Source organism: Pyxidicoccus xibeiensis, assembly GCF_024198175.1.
GTDB lineage: Bacteria > Myxococcota > Myxococcia > Myxococcales > Myxococcaceae > Myxococcus > Myxococcus xibeiensis.
In genome coordinates this window covers 890,758-915,439 of record NZ_JAJVKV010000001.1, presented here as the reverse complement: position 1 = coordinate 915,439, position 24,682 = coordinate 890,758, and the positions used below count along the sequence as shown (strand labels likewise).

23 protein-coding genes are annotated in these 24,682 nt (G+C 70.8%); 15 read left to right on the top strand and 8 right to left on the bottom strand.

What is annotated here, in order from left to right; genetic code table 11:
- Positions 1-135 precede the first annotated feature (135 nt).
- The 3 genes from LXT23_RS03635 to LXT23_RS03625 all read left to right on the top strand — a co-directional run bounded on the left by LXT23_RS03635 (position 136) and on the right by LXT23_RS03625 (position 5,100).
- Entirely contained in the window at positions 136-1,572 is a 1,437-nt protein-coding gene (locus LXT23_RS03635) for a hypothetical protein (protein WP_253978652.1), read from the top strand.
- A gap of 97 nt (positions 1,573-1,669) precedes the next feature.
- A complete protein-coding gene (locus LXT23_RS03630; protein ID WP_253978651.1) occupies positions 1,670-3,763 on the top strand; it encodes a hypothetical protein in 2,094 nt (697 codons plus the stop codon).
- Positions 3,760-5,100, top strand: coding sequence for a hypothetical protein (locus LXT23_RS03625; protein WP_253978650.1), 1,341 nt, complete (start codon positions 3,760-3,762; stop codon positions 5,098-5,100). The genes LXT23_RS03630 and LXT23_RS03625 overlap by 4 nt, the downstream gene beginning before the upstream one ends.
- Before the next feature lie 16 nt (positions 5,101-5,116).
- Here LXT23_RS03625 and LXT23_RS03620 read toward each other — a convergent pair whose 3' ends face one another.
- The 6 genes from LXT23_RS03620 to LXT23_RS03595 all read right to left on the bottom strand — a co-directional run bounded on the left by LXT23_RS03620 (position 5,117) and on the right by LXT23_RS03595 (position 11,226).
- Positions 5,117-5,698 (bottom strand): protein-tyrosine phosphatase family protein, encoded by a 582-nt coding sequence (locus LXT23_RS03620; RefSeq protein ID WP_253978649.1) that lies wholly within the window; start codon positions 5,696-5,698, stop codon positions 5,117-5,119.
- Positions 5,695-6,690, bottom strand: a complete 996-nt coding sequence (locus LXT23_RS03615; protein WP_253978648.1) for a hypothetical protein — start codon at positions 6,688-6,690, stop codon at positions 5,695-5,697. The genes LXT23_RS03620 and LXT23_RS03615 overlap by 4 nt, the downstream gene beginning before the upstream one ends.
- A complete protein-coding gene (locus LXT23_RS03610; protein ID WP_253978647.1) occupies positions 6,680-7,927 on the bottom strand; it encodes a GtrA family protein in 1,248 nt (415 codons plus the stop codon). The genes LXT23_RS03615 and LXT23_RS03610 overlap by 11 nt, the downstream gene beginning before the upstream one ends.
- Positions 7,920-8,846 carry a phosphatase PAP2 family protein gene (locus LXT23_RS03605; RefSeq protein WP_253978646.1) on the bottom strand — a complete coding sequence of 309 codons (927 nt, stop codon included), beginning with the start codon at positions 8,844-8,846 and terminating at the stop codon, positions 7,920-7,922. Before LXT23_RS03605 ends, LXT23_RS03610 begins: the two co-directional genes overlap by 8 nt.
- Positions 8,824-10,158: an inositol-3-phosphate synthase gene (locus LXT23_RS03600; protein ID WP_253978645.1), complete on the bottom strand. Its 1,335-nt coding sequence runs from the start codon at positions 10,156-10,158 to the stop codon at positions 8,824-8,826. The genes LXT23_RS03605 and LXT23_RS03600 overlap by 23 nt, the downstream gene beginning before the upstream one ends.
- A gap of 543 nt (positions 10,159-10,701) precedes the next feature.
- Positions 10,702-11,226, bottom strand: a complete 525-nt coding sequence (locus tag LXT23_RS03595) for a pyridoxamine 5'-phosphate oxidase family protein (protein WP_253978644.1) — start codon at positions 11,224-11,226, stop codon at positions 10,702-10,704.
- A 155-nt stretch (positions 11,227-11,381) separates the two neighbouring features.
- On the opposite strand from LXT23_RS03595, the gene LXT23_RS03590 reads away from it, so the two are divergent.
- On the top strand, positions 11,382-11,876 hold the full coding sequence (locus tag LXT23_RS03590) for a hypothetical protein (protein ID WP_253978643.1): 495 nt from the start codon (positions 11,382-11,384) through the stop codon (positions 11,874-11,876).
- Between the two features lie 7 nt (positions 11,877-11,883).
- Here the strand turns inward: LXT23_RS03590 and LXT23_RS03585 are convergent, their stop codons facing one another.
- Positions 11,884-12,903, bottom strand: a complete 1,020-nt coding sequence (locus LXT23_RS03585; RefSeq protein ID WP_253978642.1) for an aldo/keto reductase — start codon at positions 12,901-12,903, stop codon at positions 11,884-11,886.
- 238 nt (positions 12,904-13,141) lie between these two features.
- Between LXT23_RS03585 and LXT23_RS03580 the strand changes: the two genes are divergently transcribed.
- The 10 genes from LXT23_RS03580 to LXT23_RS03535 all read left to right on the top strand — a co-directional run bounded on the left by LXT23_RS03580 (position 13,142) and on the right by LXT23_RS03535 (position 22,545).
- On the top strand, positions 13,142-14,620 hold the full coding sequence (locus tag LXT23_RS03580; RefSeq protein WP_253978641.1) for an LA_2272 family surface repeat-containing protein: 1,479 nt from the start codon (positions 13,142-13,144) through the stop codon (positions 14,618-14,620).
- Between the two features lie 148 nt (positions 14,621-14,768).
- On the top strand, positions 14,769-15,776 hold the full coding sequence (locus LXT23_RS03575; protein ID WP_253978640.1) for a zinc-dependent alcohol dehydrogenase family protein: 1,008 nt from the start codon (positions 14,769-14,771) through the stop codon (positions 15,774-15,776).
- 129 nt (positions 15,777-15,905) lie between these two features.
- Positions 15,906-16,529, top strand: a complete 624-nt coding sequence (locus LXT23_RS03570; RefSeq protein ID WP_253978639.1) for a DUF1360 domain-containing protein — start codon at positions 15,906-15,908, stop codon at positions 16,527-16,529.
- Between the two features lie 181 nt (positions 16,530-16,710).
- Positions 16,711-17,049, top strand: a complete 339-nt coding sequence (hpf, locus tag LXT23_RS03565) for a ribosome hibernation-promoting factor, HPF/YfiA family (RefSeq protein ID WP_253978638.1) — start codon at positions 16,711-16,713, stop codon at positions 17,047-17,049.
- A 128-nt stretch (positions 17,050-17,177) separates the two neighbouring features.
- The gene (locus LXT23_RS03560) at positions 17,178-17,615 is read left to right on the top strand and encodes a response regulator (RefSeq protein WP_253978637.1); all 438 of its coding nucleotides are present in this window, start codon (positions 17,178-17,180) and stop codon (positions 17,613-17,615) included.
- A 217-nt stretch (positions 17,616-17,832) separates the two neighbouring features.
- Complete coding sequence (locus LXT23_RS03555) at positions 17,833-19,260, top strand: sensor histidine kinase (protein ID WP_253978636.1); 1,428 nt, start codon at positions 17,833-17,835, stop codon at positions 19,258-19,260.
- Complete coding sequence (locus tag LXT23_RS03550) at positions 19,257-20,021, top strand: response regulator (RefSeq protein WP_407692863.1); 765 nt, start codon at positions 19,257-19,259, stop codon at positions 20,019-20,021. Before LXT23_RS03555 ends, LXT23_RS03550 begins: the two co-directional genes overlap by 4 nt.
- 3 nt (positions 20,022-20,024) lie before the next feature.
- Positions 20,025-20,768, top strand: coding sequence for an ATP-binding protein (locus tag LXT23_RS03545; RefSeq protein WP_253978634.1), 744 nt, complete (start codon positions 20,025-20,027; stop codon positions 20,766-20,768).
- Entirely contained in the window at positions 20,768-21,148 is a 381-nt protein-coding gene (locus LXT23_RS03540) for a response regulator (RefSeq protein ID WP_253978633.1), read from the top strand. Before LXT23_RS03545 ends, LXT23_RS03540 begins: the two co-directional genes overlap by 1 nt.
- A 17-nt stretch (positions 21,149-21,165) precedes the next feature.
- Positions 21,166-22,545, top strand: a complete 1,380-nt coding sequence (locus tag LXT23_RS03535; protein WP_253978632.1) for an aminopeptidase P family protein — start codon at positions 21,166-21,168, stop codon at positions 22,543-22,545.
- 9 nt (positions 22,546-22,554) lie between these two features.
- Here the strand turns inward: LXT23_RS03535 and LXT23_RS03530 are convergent, their stop codons facing one another.
- Complete coding sequence (locus LXT23_RS03530; protein ID WP_253978631.1) at positions 22,555-23,133, bottom strand: carboxypeptidase-like regulatory domain-containing protein; 579 nt, start codon at positions 23,131-23,133, stop codon at positions 22,555-22,557.
- Between the two features lie 382 nt (positions 23,134-23,515).
- Here LXT23_RS03530 and LXT23_RS03525 point away from each other — a divergent pair, with 382 nt between their 5' ends.
- The gene (locus tag LXT23_RS03525) at positions 23,516-24,679 is read left to right on the top strand and encodes an NADase-type glycan-binding domain-containing protein (RefSeq protein WP_253978630.1); all 1,164 of its coding nucleotides are present in this window, start codon (positions 23,516-23,518) and stop codon (positions 24,677-24,679) included.
- Positions 24,680-24,682 lie beyond the last annotated feature (3 nt).

The window sequence follows — 24,682 nt, the reverse complement described above, 5'->3', positions numbered from 1 at the left end:
ATCACGTCGCCGCCCGGCACCGCTCCCGAGGTCCTGGCGAGGTGGCGTTGCTCCCGTCATCCTGTTGCGCCCCAGGCGTTCCTGGACGGCCTGGCCCGTTCCTTCCTCCCCTGGGACATGGGCATGGGGTGGTGAATGGCCGTGAGTCGAGGCTGGGTCGTTGTCTCGCTGTTGCTGCTGCCGGGGGCTGGCCAGGCGGCGGAGTCCGAGGAGCCGCGAGCGGCGGGCGAGGAGGAGACCCTCGTGCTCGAACCCACGTTGGAGGAGTTGCCCCAGCCGCTGCCCGAGGCGGCGGTGCTCGGGGGCGAGCCAGGAGCTCCACAGCCCTTCGTCCCCTCGGGGACGCGATGGCTCTACCTGACGCGCCTGGAGGCCACGGCGCTGACGCTGCTGCCACGGCAGGGCCAGGGGAGCGGCGAAGGCTTTGCTCAACTCGAGCCCACGCTCGTGGTGGATGGCGGAGAGACGTTCGGCCTCAACCTGGGCGCCCCCGTGCGGATGCGCGTCTGGGGTGGTGCGGAGGGAGCGGGCCTCGTGCGGAAGGAGGACTGGGACACGCTGTCCGACTGGGGACAGTGGGTGCGCCTCATCTCGCTGGGAAGCGACATGACTCCGGTGGCGTTCTGGGCGGGCTCGCTGGACTGCTACACCCTGCTGTCCGGACACCTGGTGCGGCGCTACTCCAACCGGAGCAATCCCGACTACCACCCGGCGGGAGCCGTGCTCACCGGCACCGTGGGGCCGCTCTACGCGGAGGCCTTCGTCTCGGATGTGCTGGGCGCGCGGCTGATGGGGGCGGAAGTCGAGCTGGACGTCCAGCATGTCTTCGCCGGACGGCCGAAGCAGCCAGGACGCTACACGTTGGCGCTGTCCGCGGTGCATGACTGGGGCAAGGCGGGCGGCACCGCGCGGCCGGTGACGCTGGCACACGTGAATGGCACGGCGGTGGTGCTGGTGCGCCGGGGCTTCGAGCTGCACCTGCTGGCCGGCGGTGGCGGGCGCATGGAGCAGGGCGGTGGGTGGGGTGCGGTGGCGGGTGTGGGGGCGGACGTGGTCTCGCCGAAGCTCGACCTGCTGGCGAGGCTGGAGGTGCGGCGGCAGGGTGGAGGCTTCCGCCAGGGCTACTTCGGGCCGGACTACGAGCTGGCGCGCTTCCAGGTGGCGGGCACTTCTCGAGCACCGCTGGCCGGAGCGCCCTTTCCAGAGGGGTATTCCGCCTTCGGAGAGGTGGTGATGAGCTGGGACGCCGTGCGCCTGCACGACCTGTCGCAGCGCCACCTGCGCCTCTCGCTGGGAGTGGAAGCTTTCAGCTGGGGCCGCGTGGACCTGGACGGACGCCTGGCGGTGCAGCTCTTCGGCCGCGACGTGGAAGCAGCCGTGCGAGGGTTGGCGGCGGGGTTGGGCCCACCGGGAGCGCGCTACCTGGTCGCTGGGGAGGTGCGCTGGCGCTTCCTCGGGGGATGGCTCTACGCCGTGGGCCAGGGGGGCACGCTGCTGTTCCCCGCGAGGGATGGGGCCCTGCGCCCGGGGGCCTTCGCTTCACTGGGGCTGGGGGCGGACAATGCGCGCTGAGCCGAGGCCGCGATGGTGGGCGGGCCTGGTGCTGGCCGTCGCGCTGCTCACTTCGGGTTGCTCCTCGGTGAAGTCAGGGGCCGGGCGTGAGGGGGGCATGGCGTATCCGCTGCGCCCGGCCGCCGCGCCTGCCTTGATGCGCTCCGCGAGCGGCCTGCCTGACGAGGGTGGGCTCGGAGCGGCTTCCATGGAGGCGGAGGAAGCTGCGCGGCTGCGCCGCCGTCGTGTGGCGAAGCGCGAGCAGGCTTCGGACATGGCGGAGGGGCACGTGTCCGAGATGGCGCACTCGGGCATGGACGTGGAAGTTCCTCCCGGGTGGCCTCAGGTGGAGTCCGGCGCGGAGGTCCTGGCGCCGTTCCTGGAGTGCGTCTCGCCGTCCGACTTCGTGGCGTTGCAGCGCACGGTGGACATGCCGCGGTTGGTGGAGTCCCTGGGGGACTGGGAGGCGGTCCGCCTGGGAGCGCTGGGGCCGCTGGGCGCGGACGCCGCCGAGGTCCTCCAGCGCAAGCGCGCTGCCTTCCTCATCGACGTCACGGAGAAGTACGGCGCCGCCCGGGCCGAGGTGTTCGCGCTCTTCGTCCTCCACTCCGCCTTCGATGACGAGCTGCGACGCCTGCTCCAACTGCTGGCTCGCGAAAAGCAGCTGGGCGAGACGCTGGGGCGGATGGACTCCGTCCGTGAGCAGTTGGAGCGGCGGGGACTGAAGCTCTCGGAGTACCCGGACCGGGAAGAGCGAGCCGGTGACGTGCTGCGAGGACTGGGCCGTGTCGGGAGGGACGCGCTCGCCAGCACGCCGGTGAGCGATGGGGCGCGGTACGTGGACTTCACGGCGAAGCGGGAGCGGTTGCCGCCGGCATACCAGGACGCGCTCGACGAGGTGGAGAAGGCGCTGATGGAGCAGCACTTCTCGCCGGGAAGCGTGGCGCTGGGGAGCTTCGACCAGCTGACGTTCGGCGTGCCGCTGGGCTTCTACCACCTGGCGGCGGGGACGGGGCAGGGGGCGTCTTCGCTGGCACGGGGCCGCTACGAGCAGGCCACGCGGGAGCTGACGCCAGCGGCGCTGCTGGTGGCCCTGTATGCCGGTGGCAAGGGCGCGCGTTACCTCACCGAGACGGGAAGTACCGGGGCGGGTGGCGTGCGGAGGCTCCCGGCGCTGTCACTGTCGCTGGAGAGACTGACGTCGGTGGTGGACCGGCTGTCGGAGCGGCTGGGGGGCGGCGCCATTCACGAAGTGGTGCGGTACATCCAGGCGAGCCGGGAGGCCGGCCTGCTCGTTGCGGAGTGGGGAGAGGCGGGTGCTGCGGCCCTGCACGAGGCGCGCGGAAACGTGCCGAAGGCGCAGGCGTATCTGGCCGAAGCGAAGTCTCAGCGTCCAGTGGGGCCCACCGCGACAGCGGGTGGGCGGGGTGGGCGCGCCGGGGGCGCAGAGGTCCTGGGGGCAGGCTCAGAAGTCCTGGAGGCGCTGCGCGCGAAGCTGCGACAGGCGGAGCAGGAGGCCACGGGAGCACGGCTGCCGAAGGACGTGGAGCGGTTGAAGCAACTCACTCCCAGGCTGGAGGCGCCTCCGCTTGGAGTGCCCGAGGGTACGGTGCTCTGGCGCGAGTACGTGGCGTACCGCGAGAGACGGCTGGCCGAGCTCATCGAGAACCGGCCCGTGGAAGGCCCGCTCAAGTGGGAGGGCTACCAGGAGATGCGCGGGCTGGTGGCCCGGGGTCTGAAGTTCGAGCGGGACATGGTGTCCCTGTTGGAGGCGGACGCGGCGCTTCCGAGGGCGCAGCGGAGGTGGCTCGGGGATTTCGAGAAGCCACGCATCGAGACGCACGTGGGCGTGTGGAAACCGAAGGCCGGCCTCCGCTACGCGGATGTGCTCGTCATCGAGGAGAGGCCGCCTGCGGGCCAACTGCCGCGCGTGGAGACGTTCAGCCTCAAGAGTCGCAACCTTCGGATGCTGGGGGTAGCCCCCTTGACGACGCAGATGGTCGCGGATGCGAAAGCGGCTCTGGCCTGCTACGGAGAAACACTGGAGATCCGCCGGCCAGAACTCGAACTTCGCGGAACGCCGGTGCAGGTCCAAAGAGTCCGCCTCGTCTATGAAGGTCGCTCGTTCAAGCCCAAGGATCTCGACGGGCTCGAAGGCGCCACGGACGCTGTCAAGAAGGATGCCAAAGGAGTGGAGGTGCTGTTCCAATGAAGCTGCTGACGCTGCAGGACTTGGACGCAGAGGACAGCCTGGTCCTCTTGTTTGATGGCGCCTTCGAGGGGCAGCGCACACTCAGTCAGGCGTTGAGTCCCTTTCTCCATGCACTGGAGGAGTCCGCAGGCGAATGGGTACCGAACGTCGTCAAGGGCACGCGGCGACGCAACTACTCCCGCGATGCAGTCTGGAAGGCGCTGGAGGAGCAACGCAGCGAGGAGAGCACGTCCGCGGGGCTCTATCGGACGACCTCGCCCGCGGTGGAGGTGGCGCTCAGGCTCTGGTTTCCGCCTGTTCCCTCCGAGCTACGCGTGAACCTGCATGTACAGCCCCTCTCCTTCTTCATGGAGGCAGGACGCTGCCGCCAGTTCGTGGACATGGTCCGTGCCTGGGCCGCCTGTTACCCGGTCCGTTACGCCATGGCCCACGGGACGGCGGACAGGCAGTTGTCTGGCGCTCCCTACTTCGGACGCGATGAGGAGACCTCGCGGAGAGACGGCTTCGACAAGGTCTACGAGGTGTTCTGGCTCAACGTCTTCGGTCCGAAGCTGGTGGAGACCGTTGGCCGTGAGCGCATGCTGTCCACGCCGGCCCACCGGGTGGAGGAGCTGCCCAACGGCTCCATCCTCCTGGTGACGTGGCCCACCGCCGCGGACTTCGCCAGCGACGGGGCACGCCAGGCTCAGGCCCGTGCGCTCGTCCACCTGCGGCCGGAGCTCGACTTCGACACCGTGTTGAGCACCCTGCGCGCGCGCAGCGCCACCCTGGCCCCCGTAGCGCCCCGGTACCACCCGGATGTGGCGGCGCTGCTCGCACGCGTGCCGGACGAAGTCGCCATCAGCGAGCGCCAGCGGAAGATTGCCGAGCTGAACGCGTACCGGCCGCCCGAGCCGGAGGAGTGGCTCCCCGCCAATGCCGCGCTGCCCTCGGACGTGGAGCACCCGGACCGTACTCGCGAGCTCTACTCCTATCTCGCCGAGCGCCTCGTGGCGCTCCTGCACACCGACGTCCCCTCGGTCTTCGATACAAGCCCCGAGTCGCTGACCGACGTCGACTTCCACTTCTGGCGTGGTGACTACCCGGGAAGGTACGAGCGGAGCACCCTCGACGAGCACGTGGTTCCAGCGGTGGGAGCCTACCTGGGACAGGTGCTGGTGAAGAACCTGGGCGGGCAGTGGATACCGCGCTTGAGGCAGGAAGAGGCGCAGGTGCGCGTGGGCAAGCGCGTGTGGCTGCCCTTCCTACGGGCCCAGCGCTACCTGCGCTCGCGGCAGGCGCTGCTGGACTCCTCCCTCACCCAGCTCTACCGCGTCGCCGAGCGGCACCGAGACTGACGGAAGCCGCGCGCCCCTACGCCGCGCGCTCGGAGCCCCGGGCCTTCCACGCCTCGACGAAGTCGGCGAGCCCGTTGAGCTGTCTATCATTCAGCGTGGACTGCCACCGCGCATGGCGCAGCTCACGGTACGCGGTGGGCGCGTCCCAGCCACGCGCCACCATCACCGCCAGGCCCACCAGCGGGCCCCGGCCCACGCCGTGCTCGCAGTGGGTGAAGAGCTTCCCGCCCTGCTCCAGCCGGGGCAGCGCCCACTCCACGCCGCGCATCAGCTGCTCCACCGACGGCGGGTAGCGGTCCGTCACCGGCAGGTTCAGCAGCTCGATTCCGAGCGCCGCCAGCGCCGCCGCGTCGTCACAGCGCTCACCGCGCACGTCAATCACCGAGGTGATGCCCAGCGCCTTCAGGTCCGCGTAGCGCGAGCGCGAAATCGCCCCGCCCACGTAGAGCCAGTCATGCACCCGCGACAGGTTGAGCCCCTGGCCCGGCAGCTTCGTGGTCCACTCCACGCAGCGCGCCACCGAGCGCAGCACCTGCTTGCGCACCCAGCCGCGCACCCCCGGCACATGGTGCACGTCCCGCAGCAGCGCGAAGCTCACAGGTCGCCCTCGAGCGTGACCTCCATCAGCCCCGCCACCGGCGCCTTGCCGGTCCGCTCCAGCACCGCGCGGTGCAGGTACGTCACCGGCGAGCCCACCACCGGGCGCACCAGCCCGCCCAGCACGCCCAGGCTCTCCACCGGCGCGCTGCGCTGCAAGAGCGACGTGGAGCGCAGCACCAGGGGCGAGCCGTCGCCGTTGAAGACCTCCACCTTCCAGACGCTGCGCTCCTTCTCGCCCTCGCGCGACAGCGTGAAGTGCTCCAGCGCCTGGGGCGCGGTGCCCTCCTCCCACGCGTAGACGGGGCCGAACTCGCCGTCCTGGCCCTCGCGCGCCAGCAGCACCACCTGCTCGTCGCCGCGCAGCGCCCGGAAGCGCACCCAGCGCTTCGCGAGCTTCGCCGGGGCGATGGTGGAGCGCGAGTGGTCCGCGTAGCCGCCGCCCACGTGCGACTCCTCCGACGTCTTGGGCCGCTGCACCGTCGCGCGCAGCGGGCTGAAGGCCAGCGTCACCTCGTGGCGGTAGCGCGCGCTGCCCAGCTCCACCTCCGAGCCCTCCGGCGAGCGGGGCGCCACGGGCGCGGCGTACTCCAGCACCACGCGCCCGCCGTCCAGCGGCGCCTCCACCCGCGTGGAGCCCCCCACCGAGCGCGCCGAGCACGGGCCCATCCGCAGGGTGCCCGTGGCCGCGTCATAGCCCCAGTCCTTCGAGCCCACCTTGGTCTGCGGCGTCCACGCGCGCTGACCCGGCTTGAGCACCGTGGCCCGGCAGATGCCGTTGCGCGAGCCCGGGCCGATGTTCGTCACCGACAGCTGCACCAGCACGAACGTGCCGTCGTCCAGGTCCCCGATGAAGGTGAAGCTCTCCCCGTAGTTGTCACTCTGGGACAGCGTGGGCTCCAGCGCCGCGCCGGCCACCGCCACCGAGGGCAGCGCCACGAGCGCGAGGAGCCCCAGCACCTTCAGGACCTGGAAACGGAGTTCACGCAGCATGTGGGCGCTGCTCCATGAGCGCATCCGGCGAGGCGTTGTTGTCGTTGAAGACGTAATCGCGCTGCAGGGGCAGATTCCACGCGAAATACACGACGCCGCGCACCAGCCACCAACCCAGCGCATAGGCCAGCTGCGGGTGCAGCGTGAGCAGCGCCACGCCGCCCGCGTTGAGCAGGGCGCTCGTCCCGCTCACCACCGCGTAGCGCGCGAACTGCCGTCCCACCGCGCCCGTGCTCTTGAAGGTGATGACCCGGTTGATGGAGTAGTTCACCACCGCGCCCAGCATGGAGCCCACCACCGTGGCCCAGGCGGGCAGCAGGCCCGCCCACTCCACCAGCACCAGCACCAGCGCGAAGTCCACCGCTGTGGCCACCGCGCCCGCCACCGCGTTGAAGGACAGAATCGCCTTGCCCGAGCGCGCCTCCTGCCGCTTGGGGGCCAGCGCCTTCACCAGGTTCCGGAAGCGGGAGATGGCCGTGAAGTTGCTCATGATGGCCACGAAGACGAGGCCCACCACCGCCAGCCAGTGCATGGGGTGCTTCTCCTCCGGCCAGAAGACGGCCTCGAGGATGGGCGACAGCGCCGTGCCCACGCCCAGGAAGAGCACCCGCTCCAGCCGCTGCATGGCGCCGTCGCGGACGCTGACGCCCAGGCCCTCGCCCTTGGCGCGCACGTACGGCACCAGCGACGAGCCCAGCAGGGCCATCAGCGCCGGCAGCAGCACCCAGGTGTCCCGGTAGTACCAGGCCAGGCCCATCAGCATCGCCGAGTCGACGTAGCGGTCCAGCACCGAGTCCAGCGCCGCGCCGGCCGGGTTGGCCTCCTTGCGCGTGCGGGCGATGCGCCCGTCCATGACGTCCAGGATTCCCGCGGCCAGGAAGAGCCAGCCGCCCAGCGCGAAGCGGCCCGCGGCCAGCGCCACACCGGCGGAGATGCCCAGCAGGCCCGACAGCATGGACAGCGCGTTGGCCGGCAGCCCCGAGCGCAGAATCACCGCCCACAGCGGCTGGATGACCCAGAAGAAGTAGTGGCGCAGGAAGTAGCCCACCAGCCCGTTGTTGCCGCGCTTGAGCGTCTCCTCGTCCCGGGGAATGCCCTTGAAGGCACACCGGATGCAGAAGAGCAGCAGCCCTCCCAGGAAGTAGACACACGCGAGGATGGCCGGCGCCAGCGCCGTCCAGATGCGGGCGGACGGAGACAGGTTTCCGGTCAGCCAGGCCATCAGGTTCTCAAGCACGGGTGTCTCCTCTGGAATGCACGGGCATTGGGACGGCCGCCGCCGCCGTGCGACGCGCGAACAGGGTCTCGACCACCAGCACGGCCGCCAGGGTGGCGAACATGCCGGCGAGCACGTCCAGGATGTAGTGGTGCGTCAGGTAGACGGCGGAGAAGGCGACGAGCAGGGCGAACAGCCCCGTGGACACGCGCCAGGCCCAGCCGCGATTCCAGACGTAGAACGCCACCATGAACGGGTAGGCGGCGTGCAGCGACGGCATGGCGCCGAACACGTTGGTGTTGCGCGAGTAGAAGCCGGCGAAGTAGCTGATTCCCAACAGGGCGTCGAAGCGCGCGGTGCCCGCCGGGCTGGGGGGCGCGGTGAGGTCCGCCGGGCCGTGGCCGTACTGGAGGATGTACCAGGGGGGCGCGGCCGGATAGAGCACGTAGACGACGACGCCAATGGCGTTCACCGCCAGGAAGGCCCAGCACAGCCGCTGGAAGCGCGAGTCCTTCTCCACGAAGAAGAAGATGGCCACGGCGAAGACCTCGTACAGGTACGCCGCGTACGAGAAGCCCGTCACCAGGTCCAGGGCCGGGTGGAAGCGCGTGGCCCACCACTCGGGCCAGTGGGTGCCGCCGGGCGCAGGGAACCACTGGCGCTCCAGCTCCCACAAGTCCCCCGTGTGGATGGGCCCGCGCAGGAACAGCCAGAGTCCCTGGCTGTCCAGCAGCATGCCAGTCAGCCACAGCGGGAAGCCGCCGAGCAGGAAGCGCCGCGTGCGGGGGCCCGCCCAGGCCACCCCCAGCAGCAGCGCATCCGCCGCGACATGGTCCCACCGGAGCCTTCCGGTGTACGCCACCAGCGCCACGTGGCCCAACCCCAGCAGGGTGACGAGCCACGTGAACGGCGTGGCTCTACTTGGCGATTGGGAGGTCATCCCCGTAGTAGTCGAGTCCGAGGTGGGTGATGGGCTCTTCACCAGCGACGACGCGCAGGGTGTTCTTCAGCTTGGTGAGCTGGATGAACAGGTCGTGCTCCACCGGCAGGCCGGGCATGGCCATGGGGCTCTTGAAGTAGAAGGACATCCACTCCTGGATGCCCCGCCACTCCAGCCGCTTCGCCAGGTCCAGGAACAGGGCGATGTCCAGCACGAGCGGCGCGGCGAGGATGGAGTCGCGGCAGAGGAAGTTGATCTTGATCTGCATCGGGTAGCCGAGCCACCCGGTGATGTCGATGTTGTCCCAACCCTCCTTCGCGTCGCCGCGGGGCGGGTAGTAGTGGATGGACACCTTGTGCGCGTACTTGCTGTACAGCTCCGGGTACATCTCCGGCTGCAGGATGGTGTCCAGCACGCTCGACTTGGTGACCTCCTTCGCCTTGAAGGCCGCGGGGTCGTCCAGCACCTCGCCGTCGCGGTTGCCGAGGATGTTGGTGGAGAACCAGCCCTCGAGGCCCAGCATGCGCGCCTTGAGCGCGGGGGCGATGACCGTCTTCATCATCGTCTGGCCGCTCTTGAGGTCTCGGCCGGCGACGGGGATGCCCTCCAGCTTCGCCAGCTCCTGCAGCGCGGGCGTGTCCACGCTGGCGTTGGGCGTGGCGTTGGCGAAGGGCACGCCCTCCTTCAGGGCCGCGTAGGTGTAGAGCGCGGTGGGGTTGATGTCCGGGCTGTTCTCGTCGAGCGCCTTCTCGAAGGCGGCCAGCGTCTTGAAGGACTCGGGCAGCGGGCGGAAGGTCTCCACGCTGCTGCACACCACCATGACGGCGCGCTTCGCGTTGAGCTCCTTCTTGAAGTCGCGGATGTCCTGGCGCAGCGCCTCGATGCTCTCGCGGTGCGTCTTGGTGGTCTTGGTGTGGTTGGCCTCGATGCGGCGGACGAACTCCGCGTCGTGCACGCCCTTCTTCGGCTTGATGCCCTGGAGGAAGGGCTTCACCTGCTCCAGGTGCTTGTCGTTGAGCACGCCGGAGCGCACCGCCACCTGGTACGCGTCCTCGCTGATGATGTCCCACGCGCCGAAGACGACGTCCTTCAGCTCCGCCAGCGGCACCAGCTCGTTCAGCTTCACGGTCCGGCCGTCGGTGCGCTTGCCCAGGCGCGCCGTGCCCATCTGCGTCAGGGAGCCGATGGGCTGACCCTTGCCCTGGCGCGCCAGCTCCACGCCCGCCATCAGCGTCGTGGACACCGCGCCGAGCCCAGGTACCAGCACCGCCAGCTTCCCCTCAGGCTTCGAGACCGACCTCTTGTTTTCCATCGTGGGGTTCCTTCGGAGAGGCGGAAACCAGGCCGCCTCGTGAGACGTAATCGAGTCCGCCGTATGCATTGCCACCGGCCCGATACCAATGGGGCATGCGGAAAATCTCGAAAGCGGATGATTGATACTCTAAAGCGTTCGTCACTTCAACGTCATGTGGATCGGCGCTCGTTACCACGCGGGGCGATGCACAGATGGATCAGCACCTTGCTGGGTACAAGGCGGGGCGAACGGGGCTGTCAGAGAAACACCACGACGTCGGCAGGGTGACACCTACAGAACCACGCATGGCCACCTGGGATATGGGTTTGAACTGACCCACGCGGGTGAGGCGCTGGCTGCAAGGGGGCTTCAGAGGGGTGTGAGGCAGACCTACAGGGGCGTGGAAGGGCAGGCGTCCAGCCGGGCCCGGTTGCGCCCAGAGATGGCGCCGCCGAGGCGCTGGCGCAACCGGAAGTCGAGGGAAGGGCGGAACCCCGGATGATGGTGGCGCGCCCTTCCTTATATGCGGGTGGAGTCCCGGCTGGGGCCCGGGAGCCGGCGTCAGTGGGAGAGGGGGGCGTCACCCAGGTCGAGCTTCTGGTTGTCGCCGGGCTCGTACGTCTTGCCGGTGAGGACGGCCTTCACCATGCCGGCGAACTGCACCATGCGGCTGTTGGGGGTGTCCCAGTACTCGGCCCGCTCCACGCGGACGCACAGCAGGGCGAGCTCCGGATCATCCACGCCGTCGGGGAACCAGGCCTTGAGGGTGGGGTTCCACAGCTCGCGGGCCTTCTGCTTGTCATGCACCAGCCGGCAGCGGCCGCTCACGGAGACGTACCGGTCCTTGGTGGGGTCCGAGTACGCGAGGTTGACGTGGTGGTCATGCTCCACCTCGCTCACCTTGGCTGAGTGCTCGCGGGTGAAGAACCAGAGCTCGCCGTCGAAGTCGCGCTCGTACGTCCACATGGGACGGCTGCGCAGGCTGCCGTCCTCCTCCACGGTGGTCATCATCGCGACCTTGATGCCCTTGATGAGGTCTCCGAAGTGCTCGACGACGTCCTGGGTGTCCTTGGTCTTCCTGGCCATTCCTGCCTCCCTGGGCCCTGAAGGTAGGTCGTGCGGTGGGCAGGGGGCATGGACGGCGAGGCTGCCCGGCGCCAGGGCAGGCAGGCGGTGTGGTAGGTGGCTCCAGGTGCGGCGAATTCCGGCCCGGGGCCGGGCGGAACAGCGAGGGTGACCGGATGCTGAAGACGGCGTTGAACGAGTGGAGCCTCAAGGCACTGCAGCTGGAGACGGCGCTGCTGGCGCTGGAGGAAATCGAGCTGCCGGAGGAGATGCACGGGCTCCAGGACGCGGCGGAGGAGAAGGTGATGGAGCTGGCGCGCGCATGGACGGCGCGGCAGCCGCAGAAGGAGCCGCGCAAGTGGGAGCGGCAGACGCTGCCGGACGGCGCGCCGCTCGACGACGAGCTGAAGGAACTGGTGGCGGGCTTCAAGGAGGACGGCAAGTCGTGGACGCTGCTGCGCGCCACCAGTGACAGGCAGGAGGTGGTGGAGACGGTGGTGTCGGAGGGGCGCGCGTGCATGGCCGCGGGCGGCGAGTACTACCTGGGCCAGTGGGACGCGGCGGACTCCGTGCTGGAGGTGGGCCGGGACGACGACGCGGGCGAGCCGGGCACGGGGCTGGTGCTGGAGCCCACCGGTGAGCTCCAGTACACGCCGGACCCGGACCTGTAGGGCACGGTCAGCCCTCGAGCGCGCGCGCCATGCGTGCGCGCTGCTTCTCGTCGGGCAGCCTTCCGAAGCCGGCGCGCAGGTTGTCGGCGACGTGGTCGGGCTTGCTGGTGGCCGGCAGCGGGCAGTGCACGGCGGGGTGGCCGAGGATGAACTTGAGGAAGAACTGCGCCCAGCTGGTGCAGTCGAACTCCGAGGCCCACTCCGGCAGCTTGCGGCCGCGCACGCTCTGGAAGAGCGAGCCGCTGGCGAAGGGCTGCATGACGAGCACGGCGACCCCGTGCTCGGCGGCGGCGGGCAGCAGGCGCTTCTCCGCGTCGCGCTGCGCGAGCGAGTAGGGCAGCTGCACGAAGTCGAGCTTCTCCTCGCGGATGAAGCGCTCCAGGTCATCGAAGGCGCCGCGCGAGTAGTGGGTGACGCCGACGTAGCGGATGCGGCCAGCGGCCTTCCACTCGCGCAGCACGGGCAGCTGGGTGCGCCAGTCCACCAGGTTGTGCACCTGCATCAGGTCCATGCGTCCGCGGCCCATGCGCTGCACGGAGGCCTTCAGCTGCGACAGGCCCTCGGCGCTGCCGGTGGTCCACACCTTGGAGGCGAGGAACGGCTTCTTCAGCTCGCCCAGCGTGGTGAGCAGGTCCCCGGTGACTTCCTCCGCACGGCCGTACATGGGCGACGAGTCGATGAGGCGCGCGCCCGAGTCGAGGAAGCGGCGGAGGACCTCGGCCAGCGGGCCTCGCTCGGCCGGGGTGTTGCCCACGTCGAACGTCTGCCAGGTGCCGAGGCCGATGACGGGCAGCGCCTCGCCCGTGCTGGGGATGGAGCGGGTGAGCATCGCGTCTCCTGCGGGGGTGGGCTTCGTGGGGGGCGTGGGCTTCGCGGGCGGGGCGGCCTTCGCGGGCGGTGACGGCTGTGCGGCCTGGGCCGAGGCGAGGCTGGGGAGCAGCAGGCCTCCGAGGCCCGCGGCGAGCACTTCACGGCGGGACGTGGCGGGCCGGGGCTGGGCCGGAGCGGGGGGAGGGACCGGGCGCATGGCGCGGCATCGTAGCGCCGGGACTTCCGGGCGGGCGGGCGGGGAGGCGCGGGCGGTGGCCAGGTGACAGTTCTCCGGGGGGGATTCGCCCGCACCAGGGCCGGTGACAGTTCCGCGAGGTGCCGGTGTTTCCTTCCACGAGCGGGGCGGAGACGTCCCCCGATGAAGCTCCATGGCTCCAGTGTCCGCACCGTGCGGACCGGGCCGCTTTCGGAACACTCTCAGGAAGGTCCAGGCGATGAAGCGCAAGGTCTCGGTATGTGCAGGGGTCGTGGCGGCGGTGGTGGCGTTCTCTGCCGGCGCCGAGGAGCCGAAGGCGGCCGTGCAGGCCCCCGATGCGGAGCAGGCCCCCAGGGCTCCGGCGCGCCAGGAGGAGAAGGCGGGCGCGGTGGCGGCCCCGGCCGTCGACGGCCCCGGCACCGAGCGCGTGATGGCGGCGCCCCCGCTGGTGGACGCAGCGGTGGGCGGCACGGTGAGCGCGGGCTCCACGGCACAGGCCGCTGGCGCTCCGGTGGAGGCGAAGGCGGAGGCGGAGGCGCCGGAGGTCCACATCCCCTTCAGCCTCACGCTGGTGCCGGGGTTGAGCACGTCGGGCATGCACACCAGCAACGTGGTCAACACCGTGGCCATCGGCCTCGTCGCCACGCATGCGAAGCGGGTGGACGGCGTGGCCCTGGCTATCGGCGCCAACTGGGTGAGCGCCGGGCTGAACGGCGCGCAGTTCGCGGTGGGCGCCAACGTGTCGCGCGGGCCGGTGACGGGCGGGCAGTTCTCCGTGGGCGGCAACGTGGCCGGCGGTGACTTCCTCGGCATCCAGTCCTCGGTGGGCATCAACGTGGTGAAGGGGAGGATGGAGGGCGCGCAGCTGGGCGTCGGCGTCAACACGGTGGCGGGCCCGGTGAGTGGCGCGCAGCTGGGCGTGGGCGCCAACATCGCGACGGGCGGCGTGGTGGGCACGCAGCTCGCGGTGGGCGCCAACGTGGCAACGGGGCCGGTGCGCGGGCTCCAGGCGGCGGCGGGCATCAACGTGGCCGGCGAGATGTCCGGCGTGCAGCTGTCCTCGGGCATCAGCTACGCGCGTCACCTCTCTGGCGGGCAGCTCTCCCTCATCAACGTCGGCGGCCAGGTGGACGGCGCGCAGGTGGGGCTCGTCAACGTGGCGGGCCGCGTGGACGGCGCGCAGGTGGGGCTCGTCAACGTGGCGGGCCACACGGAGGGCGAGTCGGTGGGCCTGCTGAGCTTCGTCGGCAATGGCCAGGCGCATGTGCAGGTGTGGAGCAGCGACGTGTCGCTGACGAACGTCGGCGTCAAGCTGGGCGGCCGTCACCTGTACACGCTGCTCACGGCGGGCTTCACGCCGTCGCTGGATGGAGACCGCCGCCGCTACACGGTCGGCGTGGGCTTCGGTGGGCACATCCCGCTGGACCGCTTCTATGTCGACATCGACGTGGTGGGCAGCAGCCTCCACTCGAAGCACTGGTTCCATGATTCGGAGAACCAGCACGTGCTCGGGCAGCTCCGGGTGATGGCCGGCTGGCAGGTGGCCCGGCGCTTCGCCATCTTCGCTGGCGTCACCGGCAACACGCTCGTCACCTGGGACGGCAGCGACCGCTGGTCCGAGGTGGGAGGCCTCGGCCCCGAGTGGACGGAGGTCTCGGACGGCGGCCGCACCGTCGTGCGCACGTGGCCGGGCCTGCTCGCGGGCATCCAGCTCTGAGGTGACTTCCCAGGCGGGAGGGCCCGCTTCCAGGCGGTGCCCTCCTTCGCCCGTTCGCCCGGTACGAGAGGGCGGTTGCCCCGGAGGCCCCGGCCGTCCCCATGTTCTCCCGTGAGCGCCCGCGAGCGCGAGGCGCCAGGGAGCCACCGTGGACGCGACCATGCGGGCGATGGTGCTGCGAGCACCCGGGCAGCCACTGCGAGAGGAGCGGCTGTCCCTCCCGAGCCCGGGCCCCGAGGAGCTGCTGCTGCGGGTGCGGGCCTGTGCCGTGTGCCGCACGGACCTGCACGTGGTGGACGGGGAGCTGCGCCACCCGAAGCTCCCGCTGGTGCTGGGCCACGAAGTCGTCGCCACGGTGGTGGCCGCGGGGGAGGGCGTGACGGCCTTCTCCGTGGGCACGCGGGTGGGAGTGCCATGGCTCGGCTGGAGCTGTGGCCAGTGCCGCTTCTGCGTCGCCGGGCGGGAGAACCTGTGCGACCAGGCGCGCTTCACCGGCTACCACGTGGACGGCGGCTATGCCGAGTTCATGGTGGCGCACCAGCGCTTCTGCTTCCCCCTTCCCTCCGGCTACTCCGACGTCCAGGCCGCGCCGCTGCTGTGCGCGGGGCTCATCGGCTTCCGGAGCCTGCGCCTCGCGGGCGAGGCCGAGCGGCTGGGCCTGTACGGCTTCGGTGCCGCGGCGCACCTGGTGACGCAGGTGGCGCGCTACCGGAAGCGGCGCGTCTTCGCCTTCACGCATCCTGGCGATGACCGGGTCCAGCGGTTCGCGAGGGAGCTGGGCGCGGAGTGGGCGGGAGGCTCGGACATGCTGCCGCCGGAGCCGCTGGACGCGGCCATCCTCTTCGCTCCCGTGGGCGCGCTGGTGCCCGCCGCGCTGCGCGCCGTGGACCGGGGCGGCGTGGTGGTGTGCGGCGGCATCCACATGAGTGACATCCCCGCGTTTCCGTATTCGCTCCTCTGGGAGGAGCGGGTGGTGCGCTCGGTGGCCAACCTCACGCGCGCGGACGCGCTGGACTTCCTCGCGCTCGCGCCCAGCGTGCCGGTGCGCACCGAGGTGCAGGTGTTTCCGCTGTCCGCCGCCAACGAGGCCCTGGCGGCCCTGCGAGAGGGCCACGTGCGCGGCGCCGCGGTGCTCGACGTGGACGCGGAGGGCTGAGCAGGGCGCGGACCGAGTGCTTCTCAAGAGGGGCGCGCGGGACGAGTGCCTGGCTGTCCGCTCGCCCGCGCTTGGGCTCGCCTGGTGGGATGCGCAGTCTTGGGAGACCACTCGGAGGCGACCCGTCCCATGAAGGCTCCGCAGGAGACCGGCCTGTTCGCCGGATATGACGAAGCGCATCACCCCCTGGGCTCCTACGCGGTGCTCATGAGCGCCTACGGCGTGTCCGTGGCGGGCTTCCTCGGGTGGACCGCGCGAGGCCGGCGCCCGCGCCTGCCGGAGCGGTGGGACCTGGGCGACGTCGCGCTGTACGGCGTGGCCACGCACTCGCTGACTCGGCTGCTGGGAAAGGACCGGGTGACGAGCGTCCTGCGCGCGCCGTTCGTCCGCTTCCAGGAGGACTCGACGGCGGGTGAGGTGGAGGAGACCTCACGCGGCACGGGGATGCAGAAGGCGCTGGGGCAGCTGTTGGGCTGTCCCTTCTGCCTGGGCCCGTGGGTGGCCGCGGGCTTCATGGCCGCGCATGCCGTGGCGCCGCGCCAGGCGCGGTGGCTGGGCACGGTGTTCGCCCTGTCCGCCGCGTCGTCCTTCCTGCACCGGGCCTATGAGTGGCTCGGCTCGGGACTGCACCGCGCCCGCGCGGAGGAACGGGCGATGAAGGCGCATGCCGACCGTGAGGAGGGGGTGCAGTTCCCCAGCGCCGCGGGTGAAGCCGTGGAGCCGGGCCGCGCCCCCATCCCCGCACCGAGCTGAAGGAAGGCCGCCGGGGCATTGGGCCCCGCATCCGCTGCGCCCCTGCCCCCTTTTCGCCGCAAAACTCGCGGGGTGGGGAGCGCCGTGCGTCGGAGTTCCGCGGAGTTGGCGCTGGCCGGGTCCATGCAATGGGAAGGGGTGCAACCCGAAGCCCCAAGCGGGGCACGACCCGAGGCCGACGATGAAGCGAGCGCTGCAGATCACCTATCGGGGCATGGAGACCAGTGAAGCCCTGAACGAGCACATCCGCGACCACGCCGAGAAGCTGGAGCAGTTCTTCGACGGAATCGTCGGGTGCCACGTGGTGGTGGAGGAGCCGCACCGGCACAAGCAGCACGGCAAGCACTTCCACGTGCGCGTGGACCTGAGCGTGCCAGGAAGGAACATCGTGGCGGCCAGGGACCCCGAGGCCCGCCCCGGACACGAGGACGCCTACCAGGCGGTGACGGACGCGTTCGACGCCGCACGGCGTCAGCTCCAGCACTACGCGGAGGCGCTGCACGCGCACCACGGAAACTGAAGCTCCGTGTAGGGAGAGGTGCCCATATCCGGCACCCGTGAGCAGGGGGGCAGCCATGGGCCCAACAATCGGTGCCCACCCCCTGACGGAGTGTGGCCCGCGGGCGCTATCGTGCGTCTTCCCACGCCATGAATGCCCAGCGCCTCCAGGTGCTGCTGGTGGACGACGAGGAGCCTGTCCTCGTCACCACCGCGGCCGTGCTTTCCGAAGACTTCTCGGTCCACACCGCTCGTGATGCGGGCGCCGCGCTGCGGATGCTGGCCCACCAGCACTTCGACGTCGTCTGCACCGACTTCCACATGCCGGGCAAGAACGGCATCGAGCTGCTGCGCGAGGCGACGGTGCTGCACCCGCACCTCGCCGGCGTGCTCGTCACCGGCTACCGCGAGTACCTGGACCGTAAGGACCAGCAGCAGGCCCAGACGCTCTTCTACCTGGTCCTCAAGCCCTATCAGCCGCAGGACCTCATCTCGATGATCCGCCGCGCGGCGGAGGCCTCACGCCTCAAGCGCGAGATGAACCTCATCACCTCCGGCCTGGCGGAGCGCAAGCGAGGCGCTCGGTGAGACCGCCTCCCCGCCTCGGGAAGTCCGCCGGGCAGGGCCTCGCCACCCTCCCAGGTGTTGGACTCCTGGCACGGGAGCAGGCAGGCATCCCCCCGGCACGGCACGCCGTGGAGGCATGGGGGCATGATGGCGCCGCGCGGGCCGGTGCACCTGGACGCGCTGACACGCGTTGTGCGTTGTGGAGGGACCCGCTCGGACTCCGGGCGGGAGGCATCCCATGACTCAATCGCAGGTGGAGGAAGAAGGCCGCACGTCGCCGCTGCTCGAGCGCTCGGAGCTGCTGCTGCGGGAGCACCTGGCACGGGTGCACTGCCGCATGGACCGGCTGCTCGCGTGCGGCATGCTGGGGCAGTGGGTCTTCGCCATCGTCCTGGCGTGGTTCTGGTCGCCCCACGGCTGGCACGGAAGGCCGAGCGCCGCCCACGCCCCCTTCGTCCCCACCGCCCTCCTCGTGGGTGGGGCCCTCTGTGTCCTCCCCGTGGCGCTGGCGCGCTGGCGCCCCGGCGCGGTGGTCACTCGTCACGTCATCGCGGTGTCGCAGGTGCTCTGGTCCGCGCTGCTGGTCCACCTGACGGGTGGCCGCATCGAGACGCACTTCCACGTGCTCGTCTCCATGGCGATTCTCGCCATGTACCGGGACCCGTGGGTGCTGGCGTCCGCGAGCTTCACCCTCGCCGCGGACCACCTCCTGCGCGGCCGCATCTGGCCGGAGTCCATCTACGGCGTGGCCCAGCCGGAGTGGTGGCGCCTGCTGGAGCACGGCTTCTGGATTGGCACCTTCGTGCTGCTGCTGCTCTTCGCCTTCCGGGGGATGATGCACGAGCTGCGCGAGGTGGCGTCGCGCCGCGCGGAGCTGGAGCTGGCCCGTGAGCGCGAGGGCGCCAAGGCCCGCGAGCTGGACCGGGCGCTGAAGGAGCTGAGCGGCTTCCAGGAGCACCTCATCCGGGTGGAGAAGCTGGCGGCCGTGGGCCAGCTCGCCGCCAGCGTGGGCCACGAGCTGCGCAACCCCCTGGGTGCCGTCCGCAACGCGCACGCCTACCTGTCACGGAAGCTGACCCGGGACCCGGCTGGCGCGGCGGATGATCCCCGCGTCCCCCAGTTCCTGGGCGTCATGGAGCGCGAGCTCAACGCCTGCGCGAAGATCATCTCCGACCTGCTCGACTTCGCCCGCGAGCGCCCCCCCGCCCTCCAGCCCTGCCCGCTGCGGCCGCTGGTGGACGAGGCGCTCAGCGTCGTTCCCCAGCGGGAGGGGGTGCGCATCATCAACGGCGTCCCCGAGTCGCTGCCCGTCCCCAACCTGGACAAGGAGCAGTTCCGGCAGGTCCTGGTGAACCTCGTCCAGAACGCCGTGGAGGCCATGCCTCCGGGCCGGAACGGGGAGGTTTCAGTGCTGGCGGAAGGAGGCGAGTCGAAGCCCTGGCTCGTCCGGGTGGTGGACGACGGTTCGGGCATCCCCCCGGACGTGCTTCCGAAGATTTTCGAGCCCCTGTTCACCACCAAGACGCGGGGAACCGGCTTGGGACTGGCGATTGTCGCCAACATGGTGCAACGTCACGGGGGCACAATCTCTGTGCGCAGCGAAGCGGGTCGGGGCAGCGAGTTCATCATCGAGCTCCCCTTGTCCGCGGCGGCACAGGCCGCGTGATGGAGGAAGTGGCAGTGGGCCCCGCTCGCATCCTGTTGGTCGACGACGAGGAGTCGCTTCGCATCACCCTCGCGGCGAACCTGGAGCTGGAAGGCCACACCGTGCTCGAGGCCTCCTCGGGCGAGGACGCGCTGCGGGTGCTGAACGAGCAGCCCGTGGATGTGGTCCTGACGGACATCCGCATGCCGGGCCTGCATGGCGTGGAGCTGCTGCGCCGCATCAAGCAGGAGCGCCCCGACATGCCGGTGGTGCTGATGACGGCCTTCACCGCGGAAGAGCTGGTGGACGACGCGCTGGCAGAAGGCGCCTTCACCGTGCTGCCCAAGCCCTTCGACGTGGCGCACGCGCTGGACACGGTGCTGCGCGCGGTGCGCGCACCCCAGGTGCTGGTGGTGGACGACACGGAGCAGGTGGCCCGGGGCATGGTGCGCGCGCTGAGCACGGTGGGGCTGCGGGCCCGGGCCGTGTACAGCGGCGAGGAGGCCCTGGCGTCCCTTCGCTCCGGCGCCTTCGACGTGTGCGTGCTGGACCTGGTGATGCCGGAGATGAGCGGGCCGGAGCTGGTGACGAAGGTGCGTGAGGCGGACCTGTCCGTGGCCGTCATCGCCGTGTCCGGGCACGTGGTGCCGGAGATGCTGCGGCGGGTGGCGGCGCAGGGCGCCGTGGTGTGCATGACGAAGCCGGTACCGCTGCGGGAGCTGGTGCAGGCCATTGCCCGGGTGCGCGGTCGACCGCAGGGGCCCTACGGCGCGAGGAACTGACGGATGGGGCGCGGAGACCTGCAGGCGCGAGAGCGGGCGGCGGTGGCGGATGTGGTGTCGTCGACGCTGCGGCATGACCTGCGCAACAAGCTCGCGAGCATCCGGAATGCGTCCTTCTACCTGATGCGGCAGATGAAGAAGACGGAGACGTGGACGACGGACCCCCGCGTCGCGACCTTCTTCGAGCTCATCGAGAAGGAGCTGGCCGCCGCGGAGGAGCTGCTGTCCAAGCGCGCGCCGCAGACGGCGGCGGGCCCCCGGCCCCGGTGCCACCCCCATGCGGGCGTGGAGCGGGCGCTGTCCCAGGCGGGCCTGCCCGACGACGTGCAGGTGGTGCGCGAGCTCAAGGACACGGGCGAGGTGGAGCTGGACGTGGAGGACCTGGCGGTGCTGGTGAGCTGCCTGGTGGAGAACGCGGTGGAGGCCATGCCGCGCGGCGGGACGCTCACCGTGCGCACGTGGGATGAAGAAGAAGAAGGTGGCGTGGGGTTGCGGGTGGAGGACACGGGCGAGGGGCTGGCGGCGGAGGCGTACTCGCGGGCCTTCGAGCCCTTCTTCACGACGCGGCCTGGCCACGCCGGAATGGGGTTGAGCATCGTCCACCGGATGGCGATGCGGCACGGCTGGAAGGTGGAGCTGGGTGCGGGCCCCTCGGCGGGCACGTTCGTGGAAGTCCTCTTCACAGGGCCTGATGTGGGGGCCGGCTCGCGGCCGGTGGGCCGCGACCTGAATCAGGGGAGCAAGTGATGGAGACGAGCTGGACCTTCGGGCGCTGCCTCCTGCTGGTGGAGGACGACCCGTCCAACCGGATGACGCTCGCGGCGCTGCTGGAGGACGCGGGCTTCGCGGTCGTCACGGCCGGCTCCTATTCGGAGGCCGCGAATCTCCTGACGCGCCCCCGCGCCTATGACGCGGTGCTGCTGGACCAGAGCCTGGGGGACGGCTTCGGCACCGGGCTGATTCCGCTGGTGCGCCACCACATGCCGCGCACGAAGGTGGTCTTCGTCACCGGCCACGACGGGAAGATAGACATGCCGGTGGACGCGGTGTTCCACAAGGGCGGCCACTTCGACGACCTGCTGGCCTTCCTCTTCAAGCTGCTGCCCCAGCGCCCGCTGGGCGCCTGAGCTGGAGTTCCCCATCCATGCTTCCCGACCCTTCCGAGCGCGCCGCCCTCGCGCGGCGGCGTGAGCACCTGGCGCGCGCCCTGGGCTCGACTCCGGCCGTGCTCGCGTCCAGCCGCCCGCGCCCGCGCAACTACGCCGCGGACCAGTTCCCCTTCCGCGCGTCCAGCCACTTCCTCTACCTCTTCGGACTGGCGGCGCCGGACGGCATGGGCTTCTACGACGGCCAGGGCTGGACGCTGTACCTGCCCGAGCCCGGCCCCGACGACGCGCTGTGGGACGGCGCGGTGCCCGGCTTCGCGGAAATCGCGGAGCGCACGGGCTGCACGGTGCGCGCGCGCGCGCAGCTGCCCGCGGCGCTGAAGGGGCGCGCCGTGGCGACGCTGCCCACGCCGGACCTGGAGACGTGCATGGAGGTGGCGGGGCTGCTCGGCCGCGAGGTGCGGCCCGGGAAGCTGCTGCCGCTGGACGAGCCGCTGGCGGAGGCGATGGTGGCGCTGCGCCTGCGCCATGACGACGCGGCGGTGGCGCAGCTGCGCAAGGCCGCGGAAGTGACGGCGCCGGCTCACCTGGCGGGCATGCGCGCGACGCGGCCGGGGCTGCTGGAGGCGGTGGTGCGCTCGGCGATGGAGGCGGAGTTCCTGTCGCGGGACGTGCGCCCGGCGTACTGCCCCATCGTCACGGTGCACGGCGAGGTGCTGCACAACCTCAAGTACCACCACGCGCTGCGCGAGGGAGACCTGCTGCTGGCGGACGTGGGCGGCGAGAGCCCGGGCGGCTTTGCGTGTGACGTGACGCGCACGTGGCCGGTGAGCGGGCGCTTCAGCACGACGCAGCGCGAGCTGTACGAGGTGGTGCTGCGCATGCAGAAGGCGAGCATCTCCGCGGTGCGGCCGGGCGTGCGCTACCGCGACGTGCACCTCACCGCGCACCGGGAGATGGCGCGCGGGCTGGTGGCGCTGGGCATCCTCCGGGGCGACGTGGAGGAGCTGGTGGTGGACGGCGTCACCGCGCTGCTGTTCCCCCACGGCATCGGCCACCTGATGGGGCTGGACGTGCACGACATGGAGGACCTGGGAGACAGGGCCGGCTACGCGCCGGGCCGCACGCGCTCCCAGGAGTTCGGCCACCGGTACCTGCGGCTGGACCGGGACTTGGAGCCCGGCATGGCGGTGACGATTGAGCCGGGCTTCTACCAGGTGCCCGGCATCCTGGGGGACGCGCGGCTCACCGCGCGGGCCGGGGACCGGCTGAACCGCGAGGTGCTGGCGCGCTACTCGGACGTGCGGGGCATCCGCATCGAGGACGACGTGCTCGTCACGGCGACGGGCCACGAGGTGCTCACGGCCGCCATCCCGAAGGAAGCCTCGGACGTCGAGGCCGTGATGGCGCGCGCGTAGTCCCGGCGCTCAGCTCCAGCACTGGCTGTCCACGTCGGGGAAGGAGACCTGGCACTTGCCGGGATTCACTCCGTCCACGCGCGCGTAGCCGTTCTTGCTGAGGACGCCCTCACGCGTGCTGCCGTCGGGCAGGGTCACCACGTAGCGCGCATGGGGCACGGGCTGGCCCTGTTCATCCTTGAGAGTGATTGCCAGCCAGGTGGGCTCCTCGATGGGCCGCTCATCTGGCAGCGGGATGAGGGTGTCCGGCCACGGCGGGGCGACGAGCGTGGGGCGCTCGACTTCGAAGGCCACCAGCTCGCCGCGGGTGAAGGCCTCGGCGAGCCGCTGCTTGAGGCGCTGCTCGTAGCGGCCGCGCTCCAGGCGGGACAGTCCCAGCGACGGGCCTCCGCCGAGTGCCTGGTACATGGCGTGGAGCGTGCGCGCGGCGGGTGTCGCCAGCCAGGCGTCCAGCGACGTGGTGACGAAGACGTCGGGCACGCGGTTGCGCTGGGATTGGCGCGCCTCGTCATGGATGGCCGGGACAATGAGCCAATCCGAGGACCGCGCCGGCAGCATCCACCGGCGCTCCCCCTGAAAGAACGTCATGTGGATACCCCCCGACGCCCAAGGTAGGCAGGAGGGCGGGCACCGGCTTCATGGGCCACGGTGTGCCCTGCATGTCCGGCAGGTATCGACTCAGCAGGGCGGGTGTGCGCTCGGGGACGGCGTGCCTGGACCACGAGGCATTTCTGCCGCCGTGCGGCGTGTCCGCTGGGGGACGCCGCAGCCGGCCCGGTGGGCAGGGGGGGACGGGAGCTTCAGCGCGTTGTTCCGAACGGGAGGTGCCGAGGGTTCGCGCCCTGGCGGGTAGTGAGGCCCGACACAGGAGACGCGTTCGCGCGGCGCCGAGGCGAATCGTACGATGGGCCGGGCAGGGCGCCGCTGAATGAAGGGTGGTGCCGGACGTTCAGAGTCACAGGGAGCGCCCATGTTCGATGACAGCTGGAGGGGTGGAACGCGCGGGAGCGCCCCTCTGCGGGTCATCCTGGGCTGCGTGCTGCTGAGCACGGGGGCCTGGGGACAGTCCGCCGACGCGGGGCGCACGGACGCGGGAGGGCTGGGCCCCACTGGTGTCCCCGATGCCGGGCAGACAGTGCTGGGCGCCGATGGTGGGCAGGCCGCTTCGGCCGCACCGGGCCTCGCCGGGGCTCCCGACGCAGGGCCGTCGGATGCGGCCCGGGTGGAGGTGAAGCTCCACGGTGTGCCCGTCACGGTGACGGCGTCCTCGGTGCTGGCGGATGCGAAGGCGCCTGGTCGCTACGGGCTCGCCAACCTGCTGGACGAGGACCCCGGCTCCATCTGGGCCGAAGGGGCGAAGGGCAGCGGCGTTGGAGAGTGGGTGGAGCTGAGCTTCCCACCGGACACGCCGGTGCATTCCTTCCTGGTGATGCCGGGCAACCCGAAGTCGGCGAAGCTCTACAAGGCCAACGCGCGTCCGAGGAAGGCGAAGCTGGAGCTGAAGCTCGCCGAGGGGCGCAAGCTGGACTACGTGCTGGACTTCCCTCGCGACTTCCCTGTGGGCGGGGCCATCTACGTTCACTACCGGCGCCAGTTCGCCGTGAAGTCGGCGCGGCTGACGGTGCTGACGGTGTGGCCCGGCAGCCGGTACCGGGACTTGTGCCTGGGCGACTTCGTCCCGGTGTTCCGCGGTCCCGAGGAGCGCTCCCTGCCGACGTTCCCGGGGACAGGCCGCCAGTTGGCGCCCACCCTGGCGGAGTTCATGGACGCCCCGAGTCTTGTTTTCAGGCTGCTGCCACCTGCGTCAGGCGGTGTGCCGGCCTTGCTGCGCTCCTACTCGCGGGTTCCTCACAACGGGTCGTTGCCCCCGCCCGAGGAGGAGTTCGACATGCATCACCTGAGGGGATGGGACCGCTATACCGCAGTCCTCCGCAATTCGGCTGCCGGTGCTGCAGTACAAAGTGAGTTGTTCCGCCTCACCCCTGCAACCGGCGGAAAGGGCTACGTGTTCGACCCCCTCGGTCCACCCAAAGGGCCCGACTCCTTCTCGAACTTCCGCGTCCACTGGGCACAGGTCGAGGGCGTGTGGCGCGTGGTGGGGGTGGACGCGACGTACGAGGAAGAAAGGCCTTGAAAG

Coding starts and splice junctions, on each gene's coding strand:
- LXT23_RS03635 (WP_253978652.1), top strand. CDS start 136: ATGGCCGTGAGTCGAGGCTGGGTCGTTGTCTCGCTGTTGCTGCTGCCG.
- LXT23_RS03630 (WP_253978651.1), top strand. CDS start 1,670: ATGGCGTATCCGCTGCGCCCGGCCGCCGCGCCTGCCTTGATGCGCTCC.
- LXT23_RS03625 (WP_253978650.1), top strand. CDS start 3,760: ATGAAGCTGCTGACGCTGCAGGACTTGGACGCAGAGGACAGCCTGGTC.
- LXT23_RS03615 (WP_253978648.1), bottom strand. CDS start 6,690: ATGCTGCGTGAACTCCGTTTCCAGGTCCTGAAGGTGCTGGGGCTCCTC.
- LXT23_RS03605 (WP_253978646.1), bottom strand. CDS start 8,846: ATGACCTCCCAATCGCCAAGTAGAGCCACGCCGTTCACGTGGCTCGTC.
- LXT23_RS03600 (WP_253978645.1), bottom strand. CDS start 10,158: ATGGAAAACAAGAGGTCGGTCTCGAAGCCTGAGGGGAAGCTGGCGGTG.
- LXT23_RS03595 (WP_253978644.1), bottom strand. CDS start 11,226: ATGGCCAGGAAGACCAAGGACACCCAGGACGTCGTCGAGCACTTCGGA.
- LXT23_RS03590 (WP_253978643.1), top strand. CDS start 11,382: ATGCTGAAGACGGCGTTGAACGAGTGGAGCCTCAAGGCACTGCAGCTG.
- LXT23_RS03585 (WP_253978642.1), bottom strand. CDS start 12,903: ATGCGCCCGGTCCCTCCCCCCGCTCCGGCCCAGCCCCGGCCCGCCACG.
- LXT23_RS03580 (WP_253978641.1), top strand. CDS start 13,142: ATGAAGCGCAAGGTCTCGGTATGTGCAGGGGTCGTGGCGGCGGTGGTG.
- LXT23_RS03570 (WP_253978639.1), top strand. CDS start 15,906: ATGAAGGCTCCGCAGGAGACCGGCCTGTTCGCCGGATATGACGAAGCG.
- hpf (WP_253978638.1), top strand. CDS start 16,711: ATGAAGCGAGCGCTGCAGATCACCTATCGGGGCATGGAGACCAGTGAA.
- LXT23_RS03560 (WP_253978637.1), top strand. CDS start 17,178: ATGAATGCCCAGCGCCTCCAGGTGCTGCTGGTGGACGACGAGGAGCCT.
- LXT23_RS03555 (WP_253978636.1), top strand. CDS start 17,833: ATGACTCAATCGCAGGTGGAGGAAGAAGGCCGCACGTCGCCGCTGCTC.
- LXT23_RS03545 (WP_253978634.1), top strand. CDS start 20,025: ATGGGGCGCGGAGACCTGCAGGCGCGAGAGCGGGCGGCGGTGGCGGAT.
- LXT23_RS03540 (WP_253978633.1), top strand. CDS start 20,768: ATGGAGACGAGCTGGACCTTCGGGCGCTGCCTCCTGCTGGTGGAGGAC.
- LXT23_RS03535 (WP_253978632.1), top strand. CDS start 21,166: ATGCTTCCCGACCCTTCCGAGCGCGCCGCCCTCGCGCGGCGGCGTGAG.
- LXT23_RS03530 (WP_253978631.1), bottom strand. CDS start 23,133: ATGACGTTCTTTCAGGGGGAGCGCCGGTGGATGCTGCCGGCGCGGTCC.
- LXT23_RS03525 (WP_253978630.1), top strand. CDS start 23,516: ATGTTCGATGACAGCTGGAGGGGTGGAACGCGCGGGAGCGCCCCTCTG.